A 15,460-nucleotide genomic window follows, 5' to 3' on the forward strand; every position below is an offset into this window, starting at 1 on the left:
TGGCATCAGGCACTTCAGCGATGCCATGGGCGTAAGTGCACCGGCCTTTCCACCGGAGTTCCGCCATGTCACGCCTGCCGCTGCTGCTGTGCGCCACCCTCTCCCTCGTCGTTCCGTTTGCTTGCGCCGCCGCACCAGCGGCCGCGACCGCACCGCCGGCGCAGGACGACGGCTGGCCGGTCGCCGACGCCGCCGCCAGCGGCTGGAAGCTGGACCGGCTTGCCGCCATGGAGCGCGCCATCGCCGATGGCGCGGCGCCGGACACCACCAGCGTGCTGATCGTGCGCGACGGCGCCTTGGTCTACGAGCACTACTTCGGTGGGGCCGACCGGCAGACCTTGCACGACACCCGCTCGGCGACCAAGAGCGTGACCGCGCTGCTGGTCGGCGCGGCGATCGCCCGCGGCCGTCTGCCCGGCGTACAAGCCCGCGTCTACGACTTCTTCGGCGACCGCCAGTGGCAGCACGATGCGCCGCGCAAGCGCGCGATCACCATCGAAGACCTGCTGACGATGAGTTCGCAATGGGAGTGCGACGACGACAACGCCTTCTCCAGCGGCCACGAGGAACGCATGTACGTCAGCGCCGACTGGACGCAGTTCGCACTGGACCTGCCGCTCAAGGGCTATGCGCCCTGGATGCGCCGCCCCGAGGAGAGTCCATATGGACGCGCCTTCTCTTACTGTACCGCCGGCAGCTTCCTGCTCGGCGCGCTGCTCGAGAAGGCCACCGGGCAGCGCCTGGAGGACTTCGCCGCGCAAGTCTTGGAGCGGCCGCTGGGTATCGTCGGTGCGCACTGGCTGCACGCCGCCGAGGGCGTGGGCATGGGCGGTGGCGGCACCCGCTACCGAAGCCGCGACCTGGCCAAGTTCGGCCAGTTGCTGCTCGACGACGGCCGCTGGCACGGCACGCAAGTGTTGCCGGCCGCATGGATCCGGGCGATGACCCAGGTGCATGCGCAGGCCCGCGGCGATGCCGACTACGGCTACCTGTTGTGGCGCTTCCGCTTCCAGGCCCACGGCGTCGAACGCGGGGTCTGGGCGATGTCGGGCAACGGCGGCAACTATGTGTTCGTGCTGCCGGAGGAACGCCTGGTGGTGGTGATCACCCGGCGTGCCTACAACCGTCCGCAGATGCACCCGCAATCGCAGGCGCTGCTCGCCGACTACGTACTCACGGCATTGCCGTAGGCACTAGTCCGGCACGCTGCGCCTGCACCCGTTGCGCGGCGACATCGGCCTCGTTGCGCGCCAGCAACACCGCGAAACCCGGCTCCGCGCGCAGCGGTGCCAGCAGCGGCGACACCCGCAGGTAGGCACCGTCGCGATAGCCCGCGGCCTGGGCCCGACGCAGCGCGTCCAGCGCCGCCGGCCGGTCGCCGGCCAACTGCAGCAGCAGCGCCGCATCCAGCGCATCCAGCGGGTCGGTGCCGCGTGCCACGGCGTCCAGCAAGGCCTGCGCCCGCGCGCGCAGTTGCGGCGCCGGGGGCGGCGGTTGCGCCTGCAGCGTCCAGGCCACGGCCTGGGCGAAACTGCCTTGCGGGCGCAGACGCATGGCCTGCAGGCTCGCCTGGCGTGCCCGCGCGGGGTCGCCACGCGCCAGCGCCACCTCCGCCTGCAGCAGGAACAGTCCGGCGGAGTCGGTGCCGCGCCCCAGCGCCTGATCCAGCGCGGCCTGCGCATCGGCCGTGCGGCCATGCACGAACAGGAAGCGCGGCCACGCCAGATTGGAATACGCGCTGTCGGGATAGAGCTGGAAACTGTCGCGGTAGCGCGCTTCGGCGGCGCTGACGTAGCCCAGCAGGTCGAGGTTGCTGGCGATCTGCAGCGGCAGAAAGCGCACCCGGGTTGGATCGCGCACCTGCAGGTTGGCCGCCAGCGCTTGCGCCAGGCGGCCCTGGCGTTCGTACAGATAGGCCGCCGAGCCGCGCACGGCATCGGCCTGCGGGTCCAGTTGCAACGCGCGCTCATAGGCGGCCAGCGCCGCAGCGTTGTCGCCGCGGCAATCGTACGCATAGCCGAGCGCAGCATGCGCGGCGGCCAGACGCGGATGTGCCGTGAGTACCTGCGTCGCCAACCGCTGCGCGCGCAATGCGACCTGCTGGTCGCCGTCGTATTGGCAGACGCGCGCACTGTAGGCGCGGCTCAGGCCAAGCAAGGCGGCCGCCTCGTCCGGTGCCTGCTGCAGGCGCTGTTGGTACAGCGTGATCGCACGCGCGTTGTTGTCGCGCTGGCCAATGCCGGCGTAGTACTCGGCGCGCTGCAACAACGGCGCCGCGGCCGGCGTTGGCGCGGCTGCCTGCCAGCGCGATACGACCAATGCCGAGGCGATCGCCACCGCACCTGCCGCGATCGCCCAGACGCCACGCCTGCGCCACATCGGCCGCGGCGCAGGCGCGGCGTCGGCAGGAACCGGATCGGCGTCGGGCTGTACCGGCAGGCACAGTTGATACCCCTGGCCGCGCACCGAGCGCAGATAACGCGGTTGCCGCGAGGCATCGCCCAGCGCCTGGCGCAGCAAGCGCACGCGCTGGGTGACGGTCTCCTCGTTGACCAGCGCCGGCGCCCACACCTGCGCGATCAGTTCATCGAACCCCACCACGCGCTGACCCTGCTGCAGCAGGTAATGCAGCAGGCGAAAACTCAGCCCGCCCACTTCCAGGACCGCACCGTCGCGCTCGACCCGCTGCCGCGCCGCGTCGATGCGCAGGTCGCCCAGCCGGTAGCGCTCGGCCATCGTCGCGCCTCAGCGCACCTGTTCCGCGGCCCACAGCGCCAGCTTCTCGCGCCCGATCTTGGCGTTGTGGCGGATGTCCACCGGAAAGCCCGGGTGGCTCAGGAAGTCGACGATGCCGGCGGTGTGCGCATGTGCGGCGGCGGTGTCGCGCAGTTGCTGCTGCAGCGCCTGCAATTCGGGGCCGCTCGACAGCATGGCGCCCACTTCCAGCTCGTAGCACAGCACCGGGCGCTGCCGCCCCGGCTCGCCGATGCCGACCAGGGCGGTGCGGCCGATGCCCGGCAGCGCGTTGAAGATCGGCTCCACCTGCTCGGTGTACAGCGGCCCCTGCGCGGTCTCCACGCGCTGGGTCTTGCGCCCGCAGAACCACAGCCGGCCCTGGTCGTCGAAATAGCCGACGTCGCCCATGCGGTGCACGACGCGCTCGCTGCCGTCGTCCAGGCGTTCGCGGATCTTGGCCAGGCGCGTGGCCGCGTCGCGGTTGAAGTAGGTGTCGGTGGCGGTCGGGCCGGCCACGGTGATCTCGCCGACCGTGCCCGTGGGGACTTCGCGCACGCCGCTCCACTCGGGAATCGCGGCGTCGTCGATGGCGATGATGCGCACCTGGTTGGGCGGTACCACCGTGCCGACGCAGGTGCCAGCGCCGCTCTCGGTGGCCGCGCGCGTGTCCTGCAGTTCACGGCCCTCGATCACCGCCACCGGCAGGCATTCGGTGGCGCCGTAGGGCGTCCAGAACCGTCCATCCTCCGGCAGCAGGCGGCGGATCCGCGCCACCACGTCCGGCGGCACCGGCGCGCCGGCCGAGGTGGCGCAGCGCACATTGGTCAACGGCTTGCCGTAGTCGGCCAGCACCCGCATCAGCGCCGGCGAGCCGAACAGCTGGGTCACGCCGAAGCGTTGCATCGCATCGTGCAGCTTGCGCGGGTCGACCTTGGCCGGACGCGTCGGGTCCATGTCCGGGATCACCGAGGTCAGCCCCAGCGCCGGGTCGAACAGCGCGAACGGCGGGAAGGTCGGCAGGTCGATCCCGCCGGGCTGCATGTCGAAGGCATTGCGCATCAGCTCGATCTGGCCGACGAAATGCCGGTGCCGGTAGACCACGCCCTTGGGCACGCCGGTGGAGCCGCTGGTGAACAGGATCGCGGCGACGTCGTCCGCGGCCGTATCGGCCAGCTGGCCGCCGGCGCCCTGGCCTGCGCGCTCGATCCGCGCCAGCGTGGTGCCGCCCCAGGCCCAGCGCCGGCCGACGGTGACGATCCGTTTCGCCGAGCGCGCCCAGCCGAGCAGACGCCGCGCCAGCTGCGCCAGCGGAATGCCGATGAAGGCCTCCGGCTGCGCCTCGTCCAGGCATTGCTTGAGTGCGCGCCGGTCGATGCCCGGATCGACCAGTACCGGCACCGCACCGGCCTTGAACAGCGCGAACATCAGCAGGAAGAACTCCGGCGACGGCCGCACCATCACCACCGTGCGGGTGCCGCGGCCGATGCCGTAGCCGCCCAGGCCGGCGGCGATGGCATCGCTGCGCGCGTCCAGTTGCGCATAGCTCAGGGTCACGTCGTAGGCGGCCATGCCGCCGGGGCCGGGCCGGCCGGGGCAGCGCATGGCGATCTGGTCCGGGCGCTCGCGCGCCAGCCGCGGCAGCGTGGCCGCGATGTTGCAGGTCGTGGTCATGTGCCGATTATCGCCGATGCGCCGGGCCGCAGCCGCCACGCCGTCCGTGACCGCCGTGGCTGAATGCCGCAGTGCTTGCAGCGCGCCCCGGTTCGGTCAGAATGCCGCGCCCCCCATCGCAGTTCGCCGCGCAAGGCCCGGCCGCCATGTCCCATCCCTGCCTCACCTGCGGCGCCTGCTGCGCCTACTTCCGCGTCAGTTTCCACTGGAGCGAAGCCGATCCCGCGCTGGGCGGCAGGGTCCCGTTCGAACTGACCGAGCCGCTGCGCACCCATGAGCGGGTGATGCGCGGTACCTCGCAGGCGCAGCCGCGCTGCATCGCCCTGGACGCGGACATCGGCCGCTACAGCCGCTGCAGCATCCACGAACGGCGGCCGTCGGTGTGCGCCGCGGTGCCGGCGTCGCTGGAGTTCGGCGAGCGCAGCGCGCAATGCGACAAGTCGCGGCTGGCGCACGGCCTGCCGCTGCTGACCCCGGCCGACTGGGACGGCGTGGTCGAACGCAATCTGCCGGACGCCTGAGCGGCCGATGCCATCAGCATGACAGCGGTGCCGTGGGAGCGGCTCTTGTCCTCTTTTTTGGGATCAACCGCGACCCGCGTTACCGGTAACGCCCGTCGCGGCTGAAGCCGCTCCTACGGAATCCGTGCAAACACCTATCCTGGCGGCATCCGAAGAGCGGCAGACGCGCGCCGCATGGCTCAGCGATGCTTCCAGGCCGTCGGCACCGGATTGGTCACGGTGTTCTTCTCCAGGGTGTAGGTGCCGTTCTGCTGGGCGATGGCCTCGCCGGTATCGACGACCGCGTTCTGGATGAAGACGTTTTTGTCCTCGCCACGGATGAAGGTCAGCTGGTGGAAGGCGGTCTTGTTGCCCCAGTCCTCGGACGGCAGCGAGACGAAGCGGATCGTGTAGGTCTGGTCGTCGAAGCTGCCTTGCAGCACGTACACGCCGTAGTGGTTCTCGCCCTGCGAGATGATCTTGTACATGCCGTTGCTGTAGTAATAGATCTCCGCATCGGGGAACGGCTTCTTGTCGTACAGCTTGCGGTAGTGCAACACCTGTTTCCAGGTGGGCTGGCCGAATCCCACCGTCAGCGTCTTGCCGTCCGCGGACGTGGTCAGGTCTTCCGCATGCGCACCAGGCACGCTCATCGCCGTCAGCAGCATCGCCATCGCCATCGCCTTCACTCTCTGTCTCCGTTCGGATTGGTGCAGCGTCCGCTTCGGCGCGCCGCGTACATCGGCGGCGACTGTACCCAGCCAAACATATTGCGGCACGGCAATCGGTAGCAGTTTGCGTGCGCCCGTGTAGACGATCGGCGGCGCAGCGACGACGCCATCTCGCGCCACGTCGCAGCAATGCCTTTCCCTCGTGACATGCGCACCGATGCGGCGCACCACTGCACGCCGGCATCGTGCCGACGTGCGCGCTCAGGACAGCGGATGCGCGTCCAGGAACCGGCGGATCGCCGGCACCAGCACCTCGTGCTTGTCTTCCAGCACGTAGTGGTTGGCATCTTCGAACGCCATCACCTCGGCCTGCGGCAGCGCCCGGCGGAAACCCTCAAGGAAATGATGATCGAAGCATATGTCGCGCAGGCCCCAACCGATGAAGGCCGGGCGGTCCGCGAACGACGGCAGCGCCTGCTCGGCCCGCTCCAGCAGCGACCAGGCCTTGTCCGCCGGCGACAGCGGGATGTCCTGCATGAAGCGGATGGTGGAGATGCGGTTGGCCCAGCTGTCGTACGGCGCCACGTAGGCGCGACGCACGTCGGCGGGCATGCGCCGCGACACGCCCAGCCACGACGCACCCGAGGAGAACGCATTGAAGGTGCGGATGAACCATTCGCCCAGGCGCCAGTGCCGGCCCATCGCAATCTGCCACGGCATCGGCTTGGCCGCCGGCAGCGGGAACGCCGCGGTATTGGTGACGACCAGGCGCCGCACCTGCGCATGGTGCGACAGCGCCCAGCCGAAGCCGATCATGCCGCCCCAGTCGTGCACCGCCAACGTCACCGGCCCGTCGATGCGCAAATGCCGCAGCAGCGCGTCGAGGTCGTCCACGCGCGATTGCAGGGTGTACTCGTAGCCCGGCCGCGCGCCCGGCGCATCGTCCGGCTTGTCCGACAGGCCCATGCCGATGTGGTCGGGCACGATGCAGCGGTAGCGGTCCGACAAGCCGCTCACCAGCGTGCGCCACAGATAGCTCCAAGACGGATTGCCGTGCAGCATCAGCACCACCTCGCCGTCGCGCGGGCCCTCGTCGAGATAGGACATGTGCAGCCCCGGACGAACCTGGAAGCGCTGCGGGGTGAAGGGATAGCCGGGGTAGTTCATGCAGGGGACCGATGCGATGTGGATAAGGATGAGGACAACGCTGCCACGGCGCGTGGTACATGGCCGGCGGTGTCCGCGACAGCAGGATTCATAGCGGTTGCGCACCCTCGCTGAGGATGTCCAGATAGGCCTGATAGGCGAACACGCGGTGCCGCTGCTGTCCTGTGAGCTCGTTGACGATGCCCAACTCCTGCAGGGTGCGGATGGCAGCACGGATCGTCGGCGCGCTGAGCGGCAAATGCGGCTGAACCTGCGGCACGCCCAGCAGCACACGACGGGCGAACTGCTCGAACACCAAGCTAACGTTGCCCGCACGCGTTCCCAACCCGGCGATGCGTCCGCGGTCGGCCGCCAGCAGTGCCAGCAAGCGCTGCGCGGTGGTCACCGCCTGTTGCGCCGTGTCCGCCACACCCTCCAGAAAGAAATCCAGCCAGCCTTCCCAGTCGCCCTCGGTGCGTACCGCGTTGAGGCGCTCGTAGTAGCGCGCGCGGTGACGCTTGAAGAACAGGCTCAGATACAGGCTGGGCGCGCGCAGCACACCTTCGTTGCACAGGATCAATGCGATCAGCAGCCGCCCCAGCCTGCCGTTGCCGTCGCTGAAAGGATGGATGGTTTCGAACTGCACATGCGCCAGGGCCGCCTTGACCAGCGGCGAAACATCGCGGTCCGGCGCGTGCAGGAAACGCTCGAAGGCGGCCAGCGCCGCATCCAGCGCTTCCGGCGGCGGCGGCACGAAATGCGCCAACGCCGGCGAGGCGCCACCGATCCAGACTTGACCGGAACGAAACTCACCCGGACGTTTGCCGGCGCCACGTCCGCCTTGCAGCAGCAGGGCGTGCATCTCGCGGATCAGGCGCAGCGACAGCGGAAAGTCGTCCTGGCGCAAGCGCCGCAACCCATGGTTCAACGCGGCGACGTAATTGGAGACCTCCTCCACGTCCTCCAGGGGAACGCCCGGCGCCTCGTCCAGCTCGAACAGCAGCAGATCGGACAACGACGACTGCGTTCCCTCGATCTGCGAGGACAGCACCGCTTCCTTGCGCACGTAGTGGTAGAGGAACAGCTCCGGATCCGGCAGCATCAGGGTGATGCCATCCAGGCGACCCAGCGCCTGGTCGGCCTGTTCCTTGCGCGCGATCAGCGGCGCCGCCGCCAACTGCAGCGGCGGCTCGGGCGGCAGCGGGTCAGGGACGAACGCCTGATAACGGCTGCCCGCCAGCGACCCGGGGACGTAGTGTCCGGTACAGCGTCGAAGCGACATTGGGCAATCCTTGCCGTGGCCGGAGACGGCTCTTAGGAAAGAAATTTAGCAAATTTCTTTCTAAACACCCAACTTGCGGCGCGCAAGGAAAATTCGCGCGCCTGTCCTGCGCTGCGTCCCGTCGCTTACCAGACCACCTCGGCCATCGAGCAATTCAAGCCCGAGCCGATGCCCATCAGCGCGATCCGGTCGCCCTTCTTGAGGCGGCCCAGCTCGCGCAGCTTGCTCAGCACGATCGGCACACTGGCCGGGCCGATGTTGCCGTATTCGCCGAAGATGGTCATGACCTTCTTCTGGTCGATACCGAAGCTCTTCATGAAGGCCTTGGTGTGCGGAAGGCTGACCTGGTGGATGACGAACTGGTCCAGTTCGTCCACCGCCCAGCCCAGCGCCTGCCGCGCGGCGGCGAAGGTCTTCTGGCCCAGCTTGAGGCCTTCGATCAGCAGCATGCGGGTGTCGGTGACCATGCGGTCCATGTTGCCCCGGCACAGGGTGTTCCACTGCGTGGCCGAGCGGGTCACGCCGCCGCGGTAGCGCGGCGCATCCGGTGCCAGGTCGGTACGCGTCATCACCATCGCCACGGCACCGCAGCCCAGGGTCAGGGTCGCCATTTCGTCGCGGAAGGCGTCGGCGGTCAGGTCCTGCGAGGCCATCCGCTCCAGGGTCTTCTCGTACACCAGGTTGGCGGTCTCGCCATCGACCACCATCGCGTAGTCGATCTCGCCACGCTCGATCATCCGCGCCGCGATGTCCATGCCGTTGATGAAGGCCAGGCAGGCGTTGGCGACGTCGAAGGTCATGCACTGCTCGCTCACGCCCAGATTGCCGGCGACGATGCTGGCGGTGGACGGCTCCAGGTAATCGCGGCTGACAGACGTATTGACCAGCAGCCCGACCTGCCCGGCCTCGATGCCCGCATCGCCCATCGCCTTGCGCGCCGCCAGCGTCGCCACATCGGAGGCCTGCAGATCCTGGTCCCACATGCGCCGCGCATGGACGCCGGCGATGTCGCCGAGCACGTCGGCACGGATCCGCAGCCGGTCCAAGGTCGGCTGCAGGCGCGCGTTGATCTGCTTGGAGGTCAGCGTATGCGGCGCGTCGATATGCGCCAGTCCCGCGATCGAGACGTTGGTGAAGAGCATCGAGGTGTACGCCAGGGTCAGGCGAGGGGGCGCCAATTCTAGCGGTAACACGGTTTTACCGCATCTTTAACAAATCCACAGAAAGCGTATGGTCTGAGCGGTTCAGCGACCGCCGCACTGGTAGGCGGTGAAGCGCTGGTCGCCATCGACCGGGTCACCCATCGCCTGCACGGTGTTGGCGCCCACGCCGGGCGCCTCGTTGCGGGCCAGGGTCTCCAGCTCCTCGCGCACCCGCAGCGGATTGCGCTGGTAGAAGCCGACGCTGCTCTTCACCGACACCACCACCTCGCCGCGCTTCTCGCAGCCGCTGGCGGCCTGCCCCGGCGGCAGCACCCGCACGCCCTTGCCCTCCGGCGCCATCGGCACCCAGGTGCAGCCGGCGAGCGTGGCGAGCAGGACGAAGGCGATCGGTAGACGCATGGACGGGACCGTTGGCAGGTGAATCCGGATTGTGCCGCAAAACGCTGAATCGGCCATGACAGTTCCGTCTCCGGACCGGGCCACGGCGCGCGCCGGCCATCGCCGACGCGCACCTGTCCCGATCAGCGCGGCGCCGGGGCCGTCGTTGCGCCGCCCTGCGGCACGCCGTCGGCGTCGATCACGGTGACCTCGCCCAGCTTCAGCGCGCGCACCGGTGCCTCGATCTGCTTCAGGTCGCCCACCACCACCCAGGTCAGGCTGTTCGGGTCGAGCATCGATGCCGCCTCGCGCACCTGCGCCGGGGTCATCGCCTCGATCTCGGCCTTGCGCTTGAACACGTAGTCGTCGGGGCGGCCATAACGGACGATGCCGCCGATCACGCCCATCACCGAACTGGCGGTCTCGTAGGCGCCGGGCAGGCTCAGGGTCTGGATGTTGCGGATGCGCGCGACCTCCTCCGCCGTCGGCGGCGCCTTGCCGCTCGCGAAGGCGCTGATCTCCTTGGACATCTCCTGCAGCGCCGGCGCGGTCTTGTCGATCTGCACCGGTGCAGAGGCACCCCACGGCCGCTGCCCGAGGGCATTGGACGCACTGCTGCGCGCACCGTACGACCAGTGCTTGTTCTCGCGCAGGTTCATGTTCAGGCGCGAAGTGAAGTCGCCGCCGATCACGCCGTTGGCCATGTCGAAGCGGACCGATGCCGGATCGGTGGTCGGCGGCACCAGTTCCGAGGCGAACAGGTTGGCCTGCACCGCGCCGGGCTGGTCGATCAGGTACACGCGCGGCTTGGCCGGCCGCGCCACGCGGGCCGGGGCCGGCACCGACGGCATCGGACCCTCGCCCTTCCAGTCGCCGAACTGCGCGTCCAGCAGCGGTACGACTTCGCCCAGGGTGGTATCGCCGACCACGATCAGGGTGGCGTCCTCCGGGCGCACCCAGTCGCGATGGAAGTCGACCAGGTCCTCGCGCTGCAGGGCCGCGATCGCCGCCTCGGTACCGGTGCCGCTGAACGGGATCGCGTAGGGATGGCCGGCGCCGTACAGCAGCGGCGGCAGCACCCGCATCGCCACGCCGTTGGGCTGCGCCTTCTCCTGGCGGATGCCGGCGATCCAACTGGCGCGGATCCGCTCGATCTCGTCCGGCGCGAAGCGCGGCCGCTGCAGCATGTCCGCATACAGCGCCAGCGACGGCGCCAGATTCTCCTTCAGGGCCGACAGATAGGCATTGCTGCCATCCAGCGAGGCACCGGCGGCCAGCGTGGCGCCCAGGGCATCGGCCGCATCGGCGAACGCCAGCGCATCGCGGTCGCCGGCGCCCTCGTCGAGCATGCCCATGGCGAAACTGGCCGTGCCCGGCTTGCGCCCCTGGTCGGCGCTGTAACCGCCCTTGAATTCGTAGCTGAACTGCACCACCGGCACGTCGTGACGCTCGGCCAGGATCACCGTGCTGCCGTTCTTCAGCGTGGCGCGCTGCAGCGCCGGAAACTTCAGCTGCGGGAACTGGGTGGTCTTGGGCGGGCCGGCGCTGCGGTCGACCACGCTGGGCAGGGTGCGGTACTTGGGATCGGCCGGCGGCGGATTCAACGGCGCCGGTTGCACGGTCGGCTCCTCGGCCAGGGCCACGCGCTCGCCCGGCTGGACCAGCAAGGTGTAGTCGCCCTTGCCCAGCCACTTGCGGCCGACCGCGGTGAGCTCACGCGGGCGGGTGGAGGCGATGGTCGCCAGCGAGGTGCGGAAGCAGCCGGGGTCGCCGGTGTACACCGCGCACTCGGCCAGCACGTCGGCCTTGCCGCCGAAGCCGCCGATGCGCTCGACGCCGCGAATGAAGCCGGCGCGGAAGGCGGTCTTGGCGCGCGCCAGTTCGGCCTTGTCCGGCCCCTTGTCCAGCAGCCGACGCACTTCCTCGTCGATCGCCGCCTCGACCCTGGCCGGATCCACGCCCTGCTTGACCATGGCGATGATGCCGAAGCCGGAACCGAGTTGCGACGGCCACACCGAGGCGCTGATCTGGTCGACCACCTTGTCCTCGTGGACCAGGCGCCGGTCCAGCCGGGAGGACTTGGCGCCGCCCAGCACCTGCGCCAGCAGCTGCAGGCGGTCGACATCCTCGGTGCCGGTCTGGGCCACGTTCCAGACACGGTAGATCCGCGTCTGCGGCACCTTGTCGGTCATGGTCTCGCGGGTGGACTGGCTACGCTGGGCCACGTCGACCTTGGGCTGGGCCATGGTCGGACCGGCCGGGATGTCGCCGAAGTAGCGCGTCACCTTCTCCTTGGCCGTGGCCACGTCGATGTCGCCGGCCAGCACCAGCACCGCGTTGTTGGGCCCGTACCAGGTGCGGAACCACTGCTTCACGTCGGCCAGCGAGGCCGCGTTGAGGTCGTTCATCGAGCCGATGACGGTGTGGTGGTACGGGTGCCCGGCCGGATACAGCGCGCGGCTCAGCCGGCTCCAGGCCTGCCCGTATGGCTGGTTCTCGCCCTGGCGCTTCTCGTTCTGCACCACCCCGCGCTGTTCGTCCAGCGCAGCCTGGTCGATGGCGCCGAGCAGGTGGCCCATGCGGTCCGATTCCATCCACAGCGCCATGTCCAGGGCGGTGGTCGGCACGTTCTCGAAGTAATTGGTGCGGTCGCTGTTGGTGGTGCCGTTCTGGTCGGTGACGCCGACCTGCTTGAACGGCTCGAAGAACTCGCCGTGGTGGTTCTCGCTGCCCTGGAACATCAGGTGCTCGAACAGATGCGCGAAGCCGGTGCGCCCGGCCGGCTCGTCCTTGGCGCCCACGTGGTACCAGAGGTTGACCGCCACGATCGGCGCCTTGCGATCGGTGTGCACCACCACCCGCAGTCCGTTGGGCAGGGTGAATTGCGCGTAGGCGATATCCACCGACGCGGCGGCGGCGGGCTTGGCCGCCGTCGAGGGCGGCGCATAGCTCAGAGCGCCGAGCGCGGCGGACAGAGCGACGGCCAGCAGGGCGCCACGCGGGCGGGTCGAGACGGTCATGCGGATTCCTTCTTCCTTGGGGCCAGTGAAACAGCCGGTGAACGCCGATCGTACCGGGCGTACCGCACTGCGCGTATTCCGCCGTTGTCGCTGACGTCCTGCTTCAACAGCGTCGCAACCACACCATCAGCGGGTCGGCTGCCGCCACGGACGGCGCCGCGATGTCCGCGTCCGGCGTACGCGAGCGCCCGAGTGTCCGCCCGCGGACACTCGCCATCGAAATTTTCCCCTTCAAAAACAGCAGTTTGTAGTTGGCACACAGTCTGCTTACACATCCTCGAACGCAAACGACGTCGCCAATTAGTGAATGCAAGCTTAATGAAACCACGGGACGCAAAAAAGTCCTTGCGTCACCTGATTAGGTGTACTACATTACTACCACACCACTGATCAACAACACCAACGAGGCAAGCCATGAAAACCACCACCCTGCTCCTGACCGCCGCCATCGCCGCCCTGTTCGCCGCGCCGTCCTTCGCCGCCACGCAGGTCGCCACCCTGGATGCGGTGCAAGTGCGCCCGTCGGCCGAACAGATCGCCCAACGCAACATCGAACAGGCCAGCCGCATCGCCACCCTGGCGGCCGTGCAGGTGCGCCCCTCCGCCGAGCAGATCGCCCAGCGCGACACCGAACTGTCCAGCGGCATCGCCACCCTGGCCGCGGTGCAGGTGCGTCCCTCGGCCGAGCAGGTCGCCGAGCGCAATCTGGAACAAGCCGCCGGCCAGCACGTGGTGACCCTGGCCACCGTGCAGGTGCGTCCGGATGCGGACATGGGTAGCATGCTGGCGATCGGCGACGTGGTCGGCGAGACCCTGGACACCGCAATGCTGCAGTTGCAGCCGAGCCTGCAGAAGCTGGGCCAGGACCTGGCGGTCGGCCTGGTGCGCTGAACCGCAGCAAGCCCGCCGCGCCGGCGCGTACACTGCGCCGATGATCGCCACCCCAACGCTGCACGTTCTGCTGTACCAGCCCGAGATTCCGCCCAACACGGGCAACGTCATCCGCCTCTGCGCCAACACCGGCGCGCAACTGCACCTGATCGAGCCGCTGGGCTTCGACCTCGGCGACCGTCAGCTCAAGCGCGCCGGCCTGGACTACCACGAATACGCACGACTGCAGGTCCATGCGTCATTGGATGCGGCCCTGCAGGCCATCGCCCCGCGCCGCCTGTTCGCCCTCAGTACCCGCAGCAGCACTCGCTACGACACGCCCGCCTTCGCCGATGGCGACGCCTTCCTGTTCGGCCCGGAAACCCGCGGCCTGCCGGACGCCGTGCTGGAGCAGGTGCCCGACACGCAGCGCCTGCGCCTGCCGATGCAGCCGCACAACCGCAGCCTCAACCTGTCCAACGCGGTCGCGGTGGTGGTGTTCGAGGCGTGGCGGCAACTGGGGTTCCCCGGCGCGGACTGAGCGCGTGGCGCACGACGCCTGGCAACGCCCTCAACGATCCAGCGCTGCACCCGGCATGCCCCGCGGCGCTGCGGGCGTCAGGAGAGATCGTGCAACTCCTTGCCCAGCACCGGTCCCAGACTCCAGTCGGAGAAGCGGACGCTCAATCCCTCGCGTTCCGGCGTGCACGTCATCGGGCCGACCAGGTAAGAAGACGCGACCGGGAACGGGCACAGCCGCACCAGCGGCCAGTGGTTCCCGTCGCGCGAAACCTGCAGGCGCAGCACGCCCGTGTCCACGGTGGCGCGCATCCAGAAATCCGAGGCGTCCGCTTCGTACGGGCCGCTGGCCCAGTCCGAGCGACCATCGGTCAACACGCTGCCGAGCATCAGCCGGCCGTCGCTCAGTTCGATGCCGGCCTTCACCCAGCGGCGCGCGTCGACCCGGACCATGAGGCCGGCCTGATCGTAGAGCTGTTCGAATTTCCCGCGGACGCGCAGCTGGCAAGTGAAGCGCGCGGGCGCGGCGATGCCGAGGAAGTGCCCGCTGTCGCGGGTAAACCCATAGTGGGTTTCGCGCCAGAAGTCGCTGTCCTTGTCGGTGACGACCTCGAGCACGCCGCCGGGCAGGATCCGGTGGACCTTGGGTGGGTTGAGCCATGTGCCGGCCTCCCAGCCGGCAGGCGTCGCAGCACGCGATCCGGCGGTCAGTACCACGCCGCCGGCCAGGCCGCCCAGGGTCGCCCGATGGCCGCCATCAACGTCCCGCTCCCCGGAATTGGCCATCGCTCCGCTCCTTCGCGTCGCTGCATGGGAGGCGCCATCGGTGCGATGGCCTTCATCGACCTCATCGACGAATTTGTACATCCGTACCAATTGAGGCGTCAACCGCGACCTGCGATCATCGGCTCTCGTCGAAAGCAGCGTTGGACAGGCATGAGTGGCAGGACCTGGCGCCAGGATCCGCACCGGAAGGACGCGATCGAGCAGGCCGCCCTGCGGGTAATCCTGGAGCACGGTGTCGCGGGCACCACCTTCCGCAAGGTGGCCGCGGAAGCGGGCGTTCCGCTCAGCGCCACCAGTTACTACTTCGGCTCGATGCACGACCTGCTGGTCGCCGCGTTCACCCGGTTCTCCCAGGACGTCTCCACCGACTTCGCCGCCGAACTCCGCACCGCGGAGAACCACGACCAGGCCTGCGACGCGATGGTGAACATCATCTTCGCCGAGGGCACGGCGTCGCCGCGGGTGCTGCTGCTGAGCTACGAACTGTATGCCTTTGCCCGCCGGCATCCGGAGATGGCCGCGATCATGCAGCAATGGATGGCCAGGAGCCGGGCGGCCCTGGAAACGCATTTCTCCGCCACGGCGTCCGCCGCCATCGACGCCTTCATCGAAGGTGCGACGATCCACCGCTCGGTGGTGCCCATGGATAGGCAGCGGGTGCGCGCGGCGATCGAGAAGCTCGCGGCGCTGTAGTGCGTCGCCATCCGCGCTGGCAATC

Annotated in this window: 14 protein-coding genes; 5 read left to right on the forward strand and 9 right to left on the reverse strand. The window is 68.9% G+C overall.

Features of this window, described 5'->3' with window-relative positions:
• Positions 1-65: 65 nt before the first annotated feature.
• On the forward strand, positions 66-1,190 hold the full coding sequence (locus ACP93_RS10850; RefSeq protein ID WP_048490699.1) for a serine hydrolase domain-containing protein: 1,125 nt from the start codon (positions 66-68) through the stop codon (positions 1,188-1,190).
• Here ACP93_RS10850 and ACP93_RS10855 read toward each other — a convergent pair.
• Together ACP93_RS10855 and oleC are read right to left on the reverse strand one after the other, a co-directional pair.
• A complete protein-coding gene (locus tag ACP93_RS10855; protein ID WP_048490700.1) occupies positions 1,174-2,736 on the reverse strand; it encodes a winged helix-turn-helix transcriptional regulator in 1,563 nt (520 codons plus the stop codon). The genes ACP93_RS10850 and ACP93_RS10855 overlap by 17 nt on opposite strands.
• A 9-nt stretch (positions 2,737-2,745) precedes the next feature.
• A complete protein-coding gene (gene oleC, locus ACP93_RS10860; protein ID WP_048490701.1) occupies positions 2,746-4,407 on the reverse strand; it encodes an olefin beta-lactone synthetase in 1,662 nt (553 codons plus the stop codon).
• Positions 4,408-4,553: 146 nt separating this feature from the next.
• Between oleC and ACP93_RS10865 the strand changes: the two genes are divergently transcribed.
• Positions 4,554-4,928: a YkgJ family cysteine cluster protein gene (locus ACP93_RS10865; protein WP_043095431.1), complete on the forward strand. Its 375-nt coding sequence runs from the start codon at positions 4,554-4,556 to the stop codon at positions 4,926-4,928.
• Between the two features lie 179 nt (positions 4,929-5,107).
• Here ACP93_RS10865 and ACP93_RS10870 read toward each other — a convergent pair whose 3' ends face one another.
• The 6 genes from ACP93_RS10870 to ACP93_RS10895 form a co-directional block, all read right to left on the reverse strand.
• On the reverse strand, positions 5,108-5,587 hold the full coding sequence (locus tag ACP93_RS10870) for a hypothetical protein (protein WP_082143431.1): 480 nt from the start codon (positions 5,585-5,587) through the stop codon (positions 5,108-5,110).
• Between the two features lie 252 nt (positions 5,588-5,839).
• Positions 5,840-6,745, reverse strand: coding sequence for an alpha/beta fold hydrolase (locus ACP93_RS10875; RefSeq protein WP_048490702.1), 906 nt, complete (start codon positions 6,743-6,745; stop codon positions 5,840-5,842).
• An 88-nt stretch (positions 6,746-6,833) separates the two neighbouring features.
• Positions 6,834-8,006, reverse strand: a complete 1,173-nt coding sequence (locus ACP93_RS10880) for a Fic family protein (protein ID WP_204243675.1) — start codon at positions 8,004-8,006, stop codon at positions 6,834-6,836.
• A 125-nt stretch (positions 8,007-8,131) separates the two neighbouring features.
• Positions 8,132-9,148, reverse strand: coding sequence for a 3-oxoacyl-ACP synthase III (locus tag ACP93_RS10885; RefSeq protein WP_048490703.1), 1,017 nt, complete (start codon positions 9,146-9,148; stop codon positions 8,132-8,134).
• Positions 9,149-9,250: 102 nt separating this feature from the next.
• A complete protein-coding gene (locus ACP93_RS10890; protein ID WP_017907737.1) occupies positions 9,251-9,568 on the reverse strand; it encodes a DUF4156 domain-containing protein in 318 nt (105 codons plus the stop codon).
• A 122-nt stretch (positions 9,569-9,690) separates the two neighbouring features.
• Positions 9,691-12,567, reverse strand: a complete 2,877-nt coding sequence (locus tag ACP93_RS10895) for a M16 family metallopeptidase (protein WP_048490704.1) — start codon at positions 12,565-12,567, stop codon at positions 9,691-9,693.
• Positions 12,568-12,981: 414 nt separating this feature from the next.
• Here ACP93_RS10895 and ACP93_RS10900 point away from each other — a divergent pair, with 414 nt between their 5' ends.
• Both ACP93_RS10900 and ACP93_RS10905 read left to right on the forward strand, forming a co-directional pair.
• Entirely contained in the window at positions 12,982-13,458 is a 477-nt protein-coding gene (locus tag ACP93_RS10900) for a hypothetical protein (RefSeq protein ID WP_048490705.1), read from the forward strand.
• 40 nt (positions 13,459-13,498) lie between these two features.
• Positions 13,499-13,978, forward strand: a complete 480-nt coding sequence (locus tag ACP93_RS10905; RefSeq protein WP_048490706.1) for a tRNA (cytidine(34)-2'-O)-methyltransferase — start codon at positions 13,499-13,501, stop codon at positions 13,976-13,978.
• A gap of 77 nt (positions 13,979-14,055) precedes the next feature.
• Here the strand turns inward: ACP93_RS10905 and ACP93_RS10910 are convergent, their stop codons facing one another.
• Positions 14,056-14,742: a DUF1349 domain-containing protein gene (locus tag ACP93_RS10910; protein WP_048490707.1), complete on the reverse strand. Its 687-nt coding sequence runs from the start codon at positions 14,740-14,742 to the stop codon at positions 14,056-14,058.
• A gap of 45 nt (positions 14,743-14,787) precedes the next feature.
• Between ACP93_RS10910 and ACP93_RS10915 the strand changes: the two genes are divergently transcribed.
• Complete coding sequence (locus tag ACP93_RS10915) at positions 14,788-15,435, forward strand: TetR/AcrR family transcriptional regulator (RefSeq protein ID WP_228136013.1); 648 nt, start codon at positions 14,788-14,790, stop codon at positions 15,433-15,435.
• Positions 15,436-15,460 lie beyond the last annotated feature (25 nt).

Origin of the sequence: Xanthomonas sp. NCPPB 1128 (assembly GCF_001043115.1) — a bacterium.
In the GTDB taxonomy this organism is placed as follows: domain Bacteria; phylum Pseudomonadota; class Gammaproteobacteria; order Xanthomonadales; family Xanthomonadaceae; genus Xanthomonas_A.

What these genes read in the sequence shown, in the direction of transcription:
- ACP93_RS10865 (WP_043095431.1), top strand. Translation starts at nt 4,554, where the DNA reads ATGTCCCATCCCTGCCTCACCTGCGGCGCCTGCTGCGCCTACTTCCGC.
- ACP93_RS10880 (WP_204243675.1), bottom strand. Translation starts at nt 8,006, where the DNA reads ATGTCGCTTCGACGCTGTACCGGACACTACGTCCCCGGGTCGCTGGCG.
- ACP93_RS10885 (WP_048490703.1), bottom strand. Translation starts at nt 9,148, where the DNA reads ATGCTCTTCACCAACGTCTCGATCGCGGGACTGGCGCATATCGACGCG.
- ACP93_RS10855 (WP_048490700.1), bottom strand. Translation starts at nt 2,736, where the DNA reads ATGGCCGAGCGCTACCGGCTGGGCGACCTGCGCATCGACGCGGCGCGG.
- ACP93_RS10875 (WP_048490702.1), bottom strand. Translation starts at nt 6,745, where the DNA reads ATGAACTACCCCGGCTATCCCTTCACCCCGCAGCGCTTCCAGGTTCGT.
- ACP93_RS10895 (WP_048490704.1), bottom strand. Translation starts at nt 12,567, where the DNA reads ATGACCGTCTCGACCCGCCCGCGTGGCGCCCTGCTGGCCGTCGCTCTG.
- ACP93_RS10890 (WP_017907737.1), bottom strand. Translation starts at nt 9,568, where the DNA reads ATGCGTCTACCGATCGCCTTCGTCCTGCTCGCCACGCTCGCCGGCTGC.
- ACP93_RS10870 (WP_082143431.1), bottom strand. Translation starts at nt 5,587, where the DNA reads ATGGCGATGGCGATGCTGCTGACGGCGATGAGCGTGCCTGGTGCGCAT.
- oleC (WP_048490701.1), bottom strand. Translation starts at nt 4,407, where the DNA reads ATGACCACGACCTGCAACATCGCGGCCACGCTGCCGCGGCTGGCGCGC.
- ACP93_RS10900 (WP_048490705.1), top strand. Translation starts at nt 12,982, where the DNA reads ATGAAAACCACCACCCTGCTCCTGACCGCCGCCATCGCCGCCCTGTTC.
- ACP93_RS10915 (WP_228136013.1), top strand. Translation starts at nt 14,788, where the DNA reads ATGGCCTTCATCGACCTCATCGACGAATTTGTACATCCGTACCAATTG.
- ACP93_RS10905 (WP_048490706.1), top strand. Translation starts at nt 13,499, where the DNA reads ATGATCGCCACCCCAACGCTGCACGTTCTGCTGTACCAGCCCGAGATT.
- ACP93_RS10910 (WP_048490707.1), bottom strand. Translation starts at nt 14,742, where the DNA reads ATGGCCAATTCCGGGGAGCGGGACGTTGATGGCGGCCATCGGGCGACC.
- ACP93_RS10850 (WP_048490699.1), top strand. Translation starts at nt 66, where the DNA reads ATGTCACGCCTGCCGCTGCTGCTGTGCGCCACCCTCTCCCTCGTCGTT.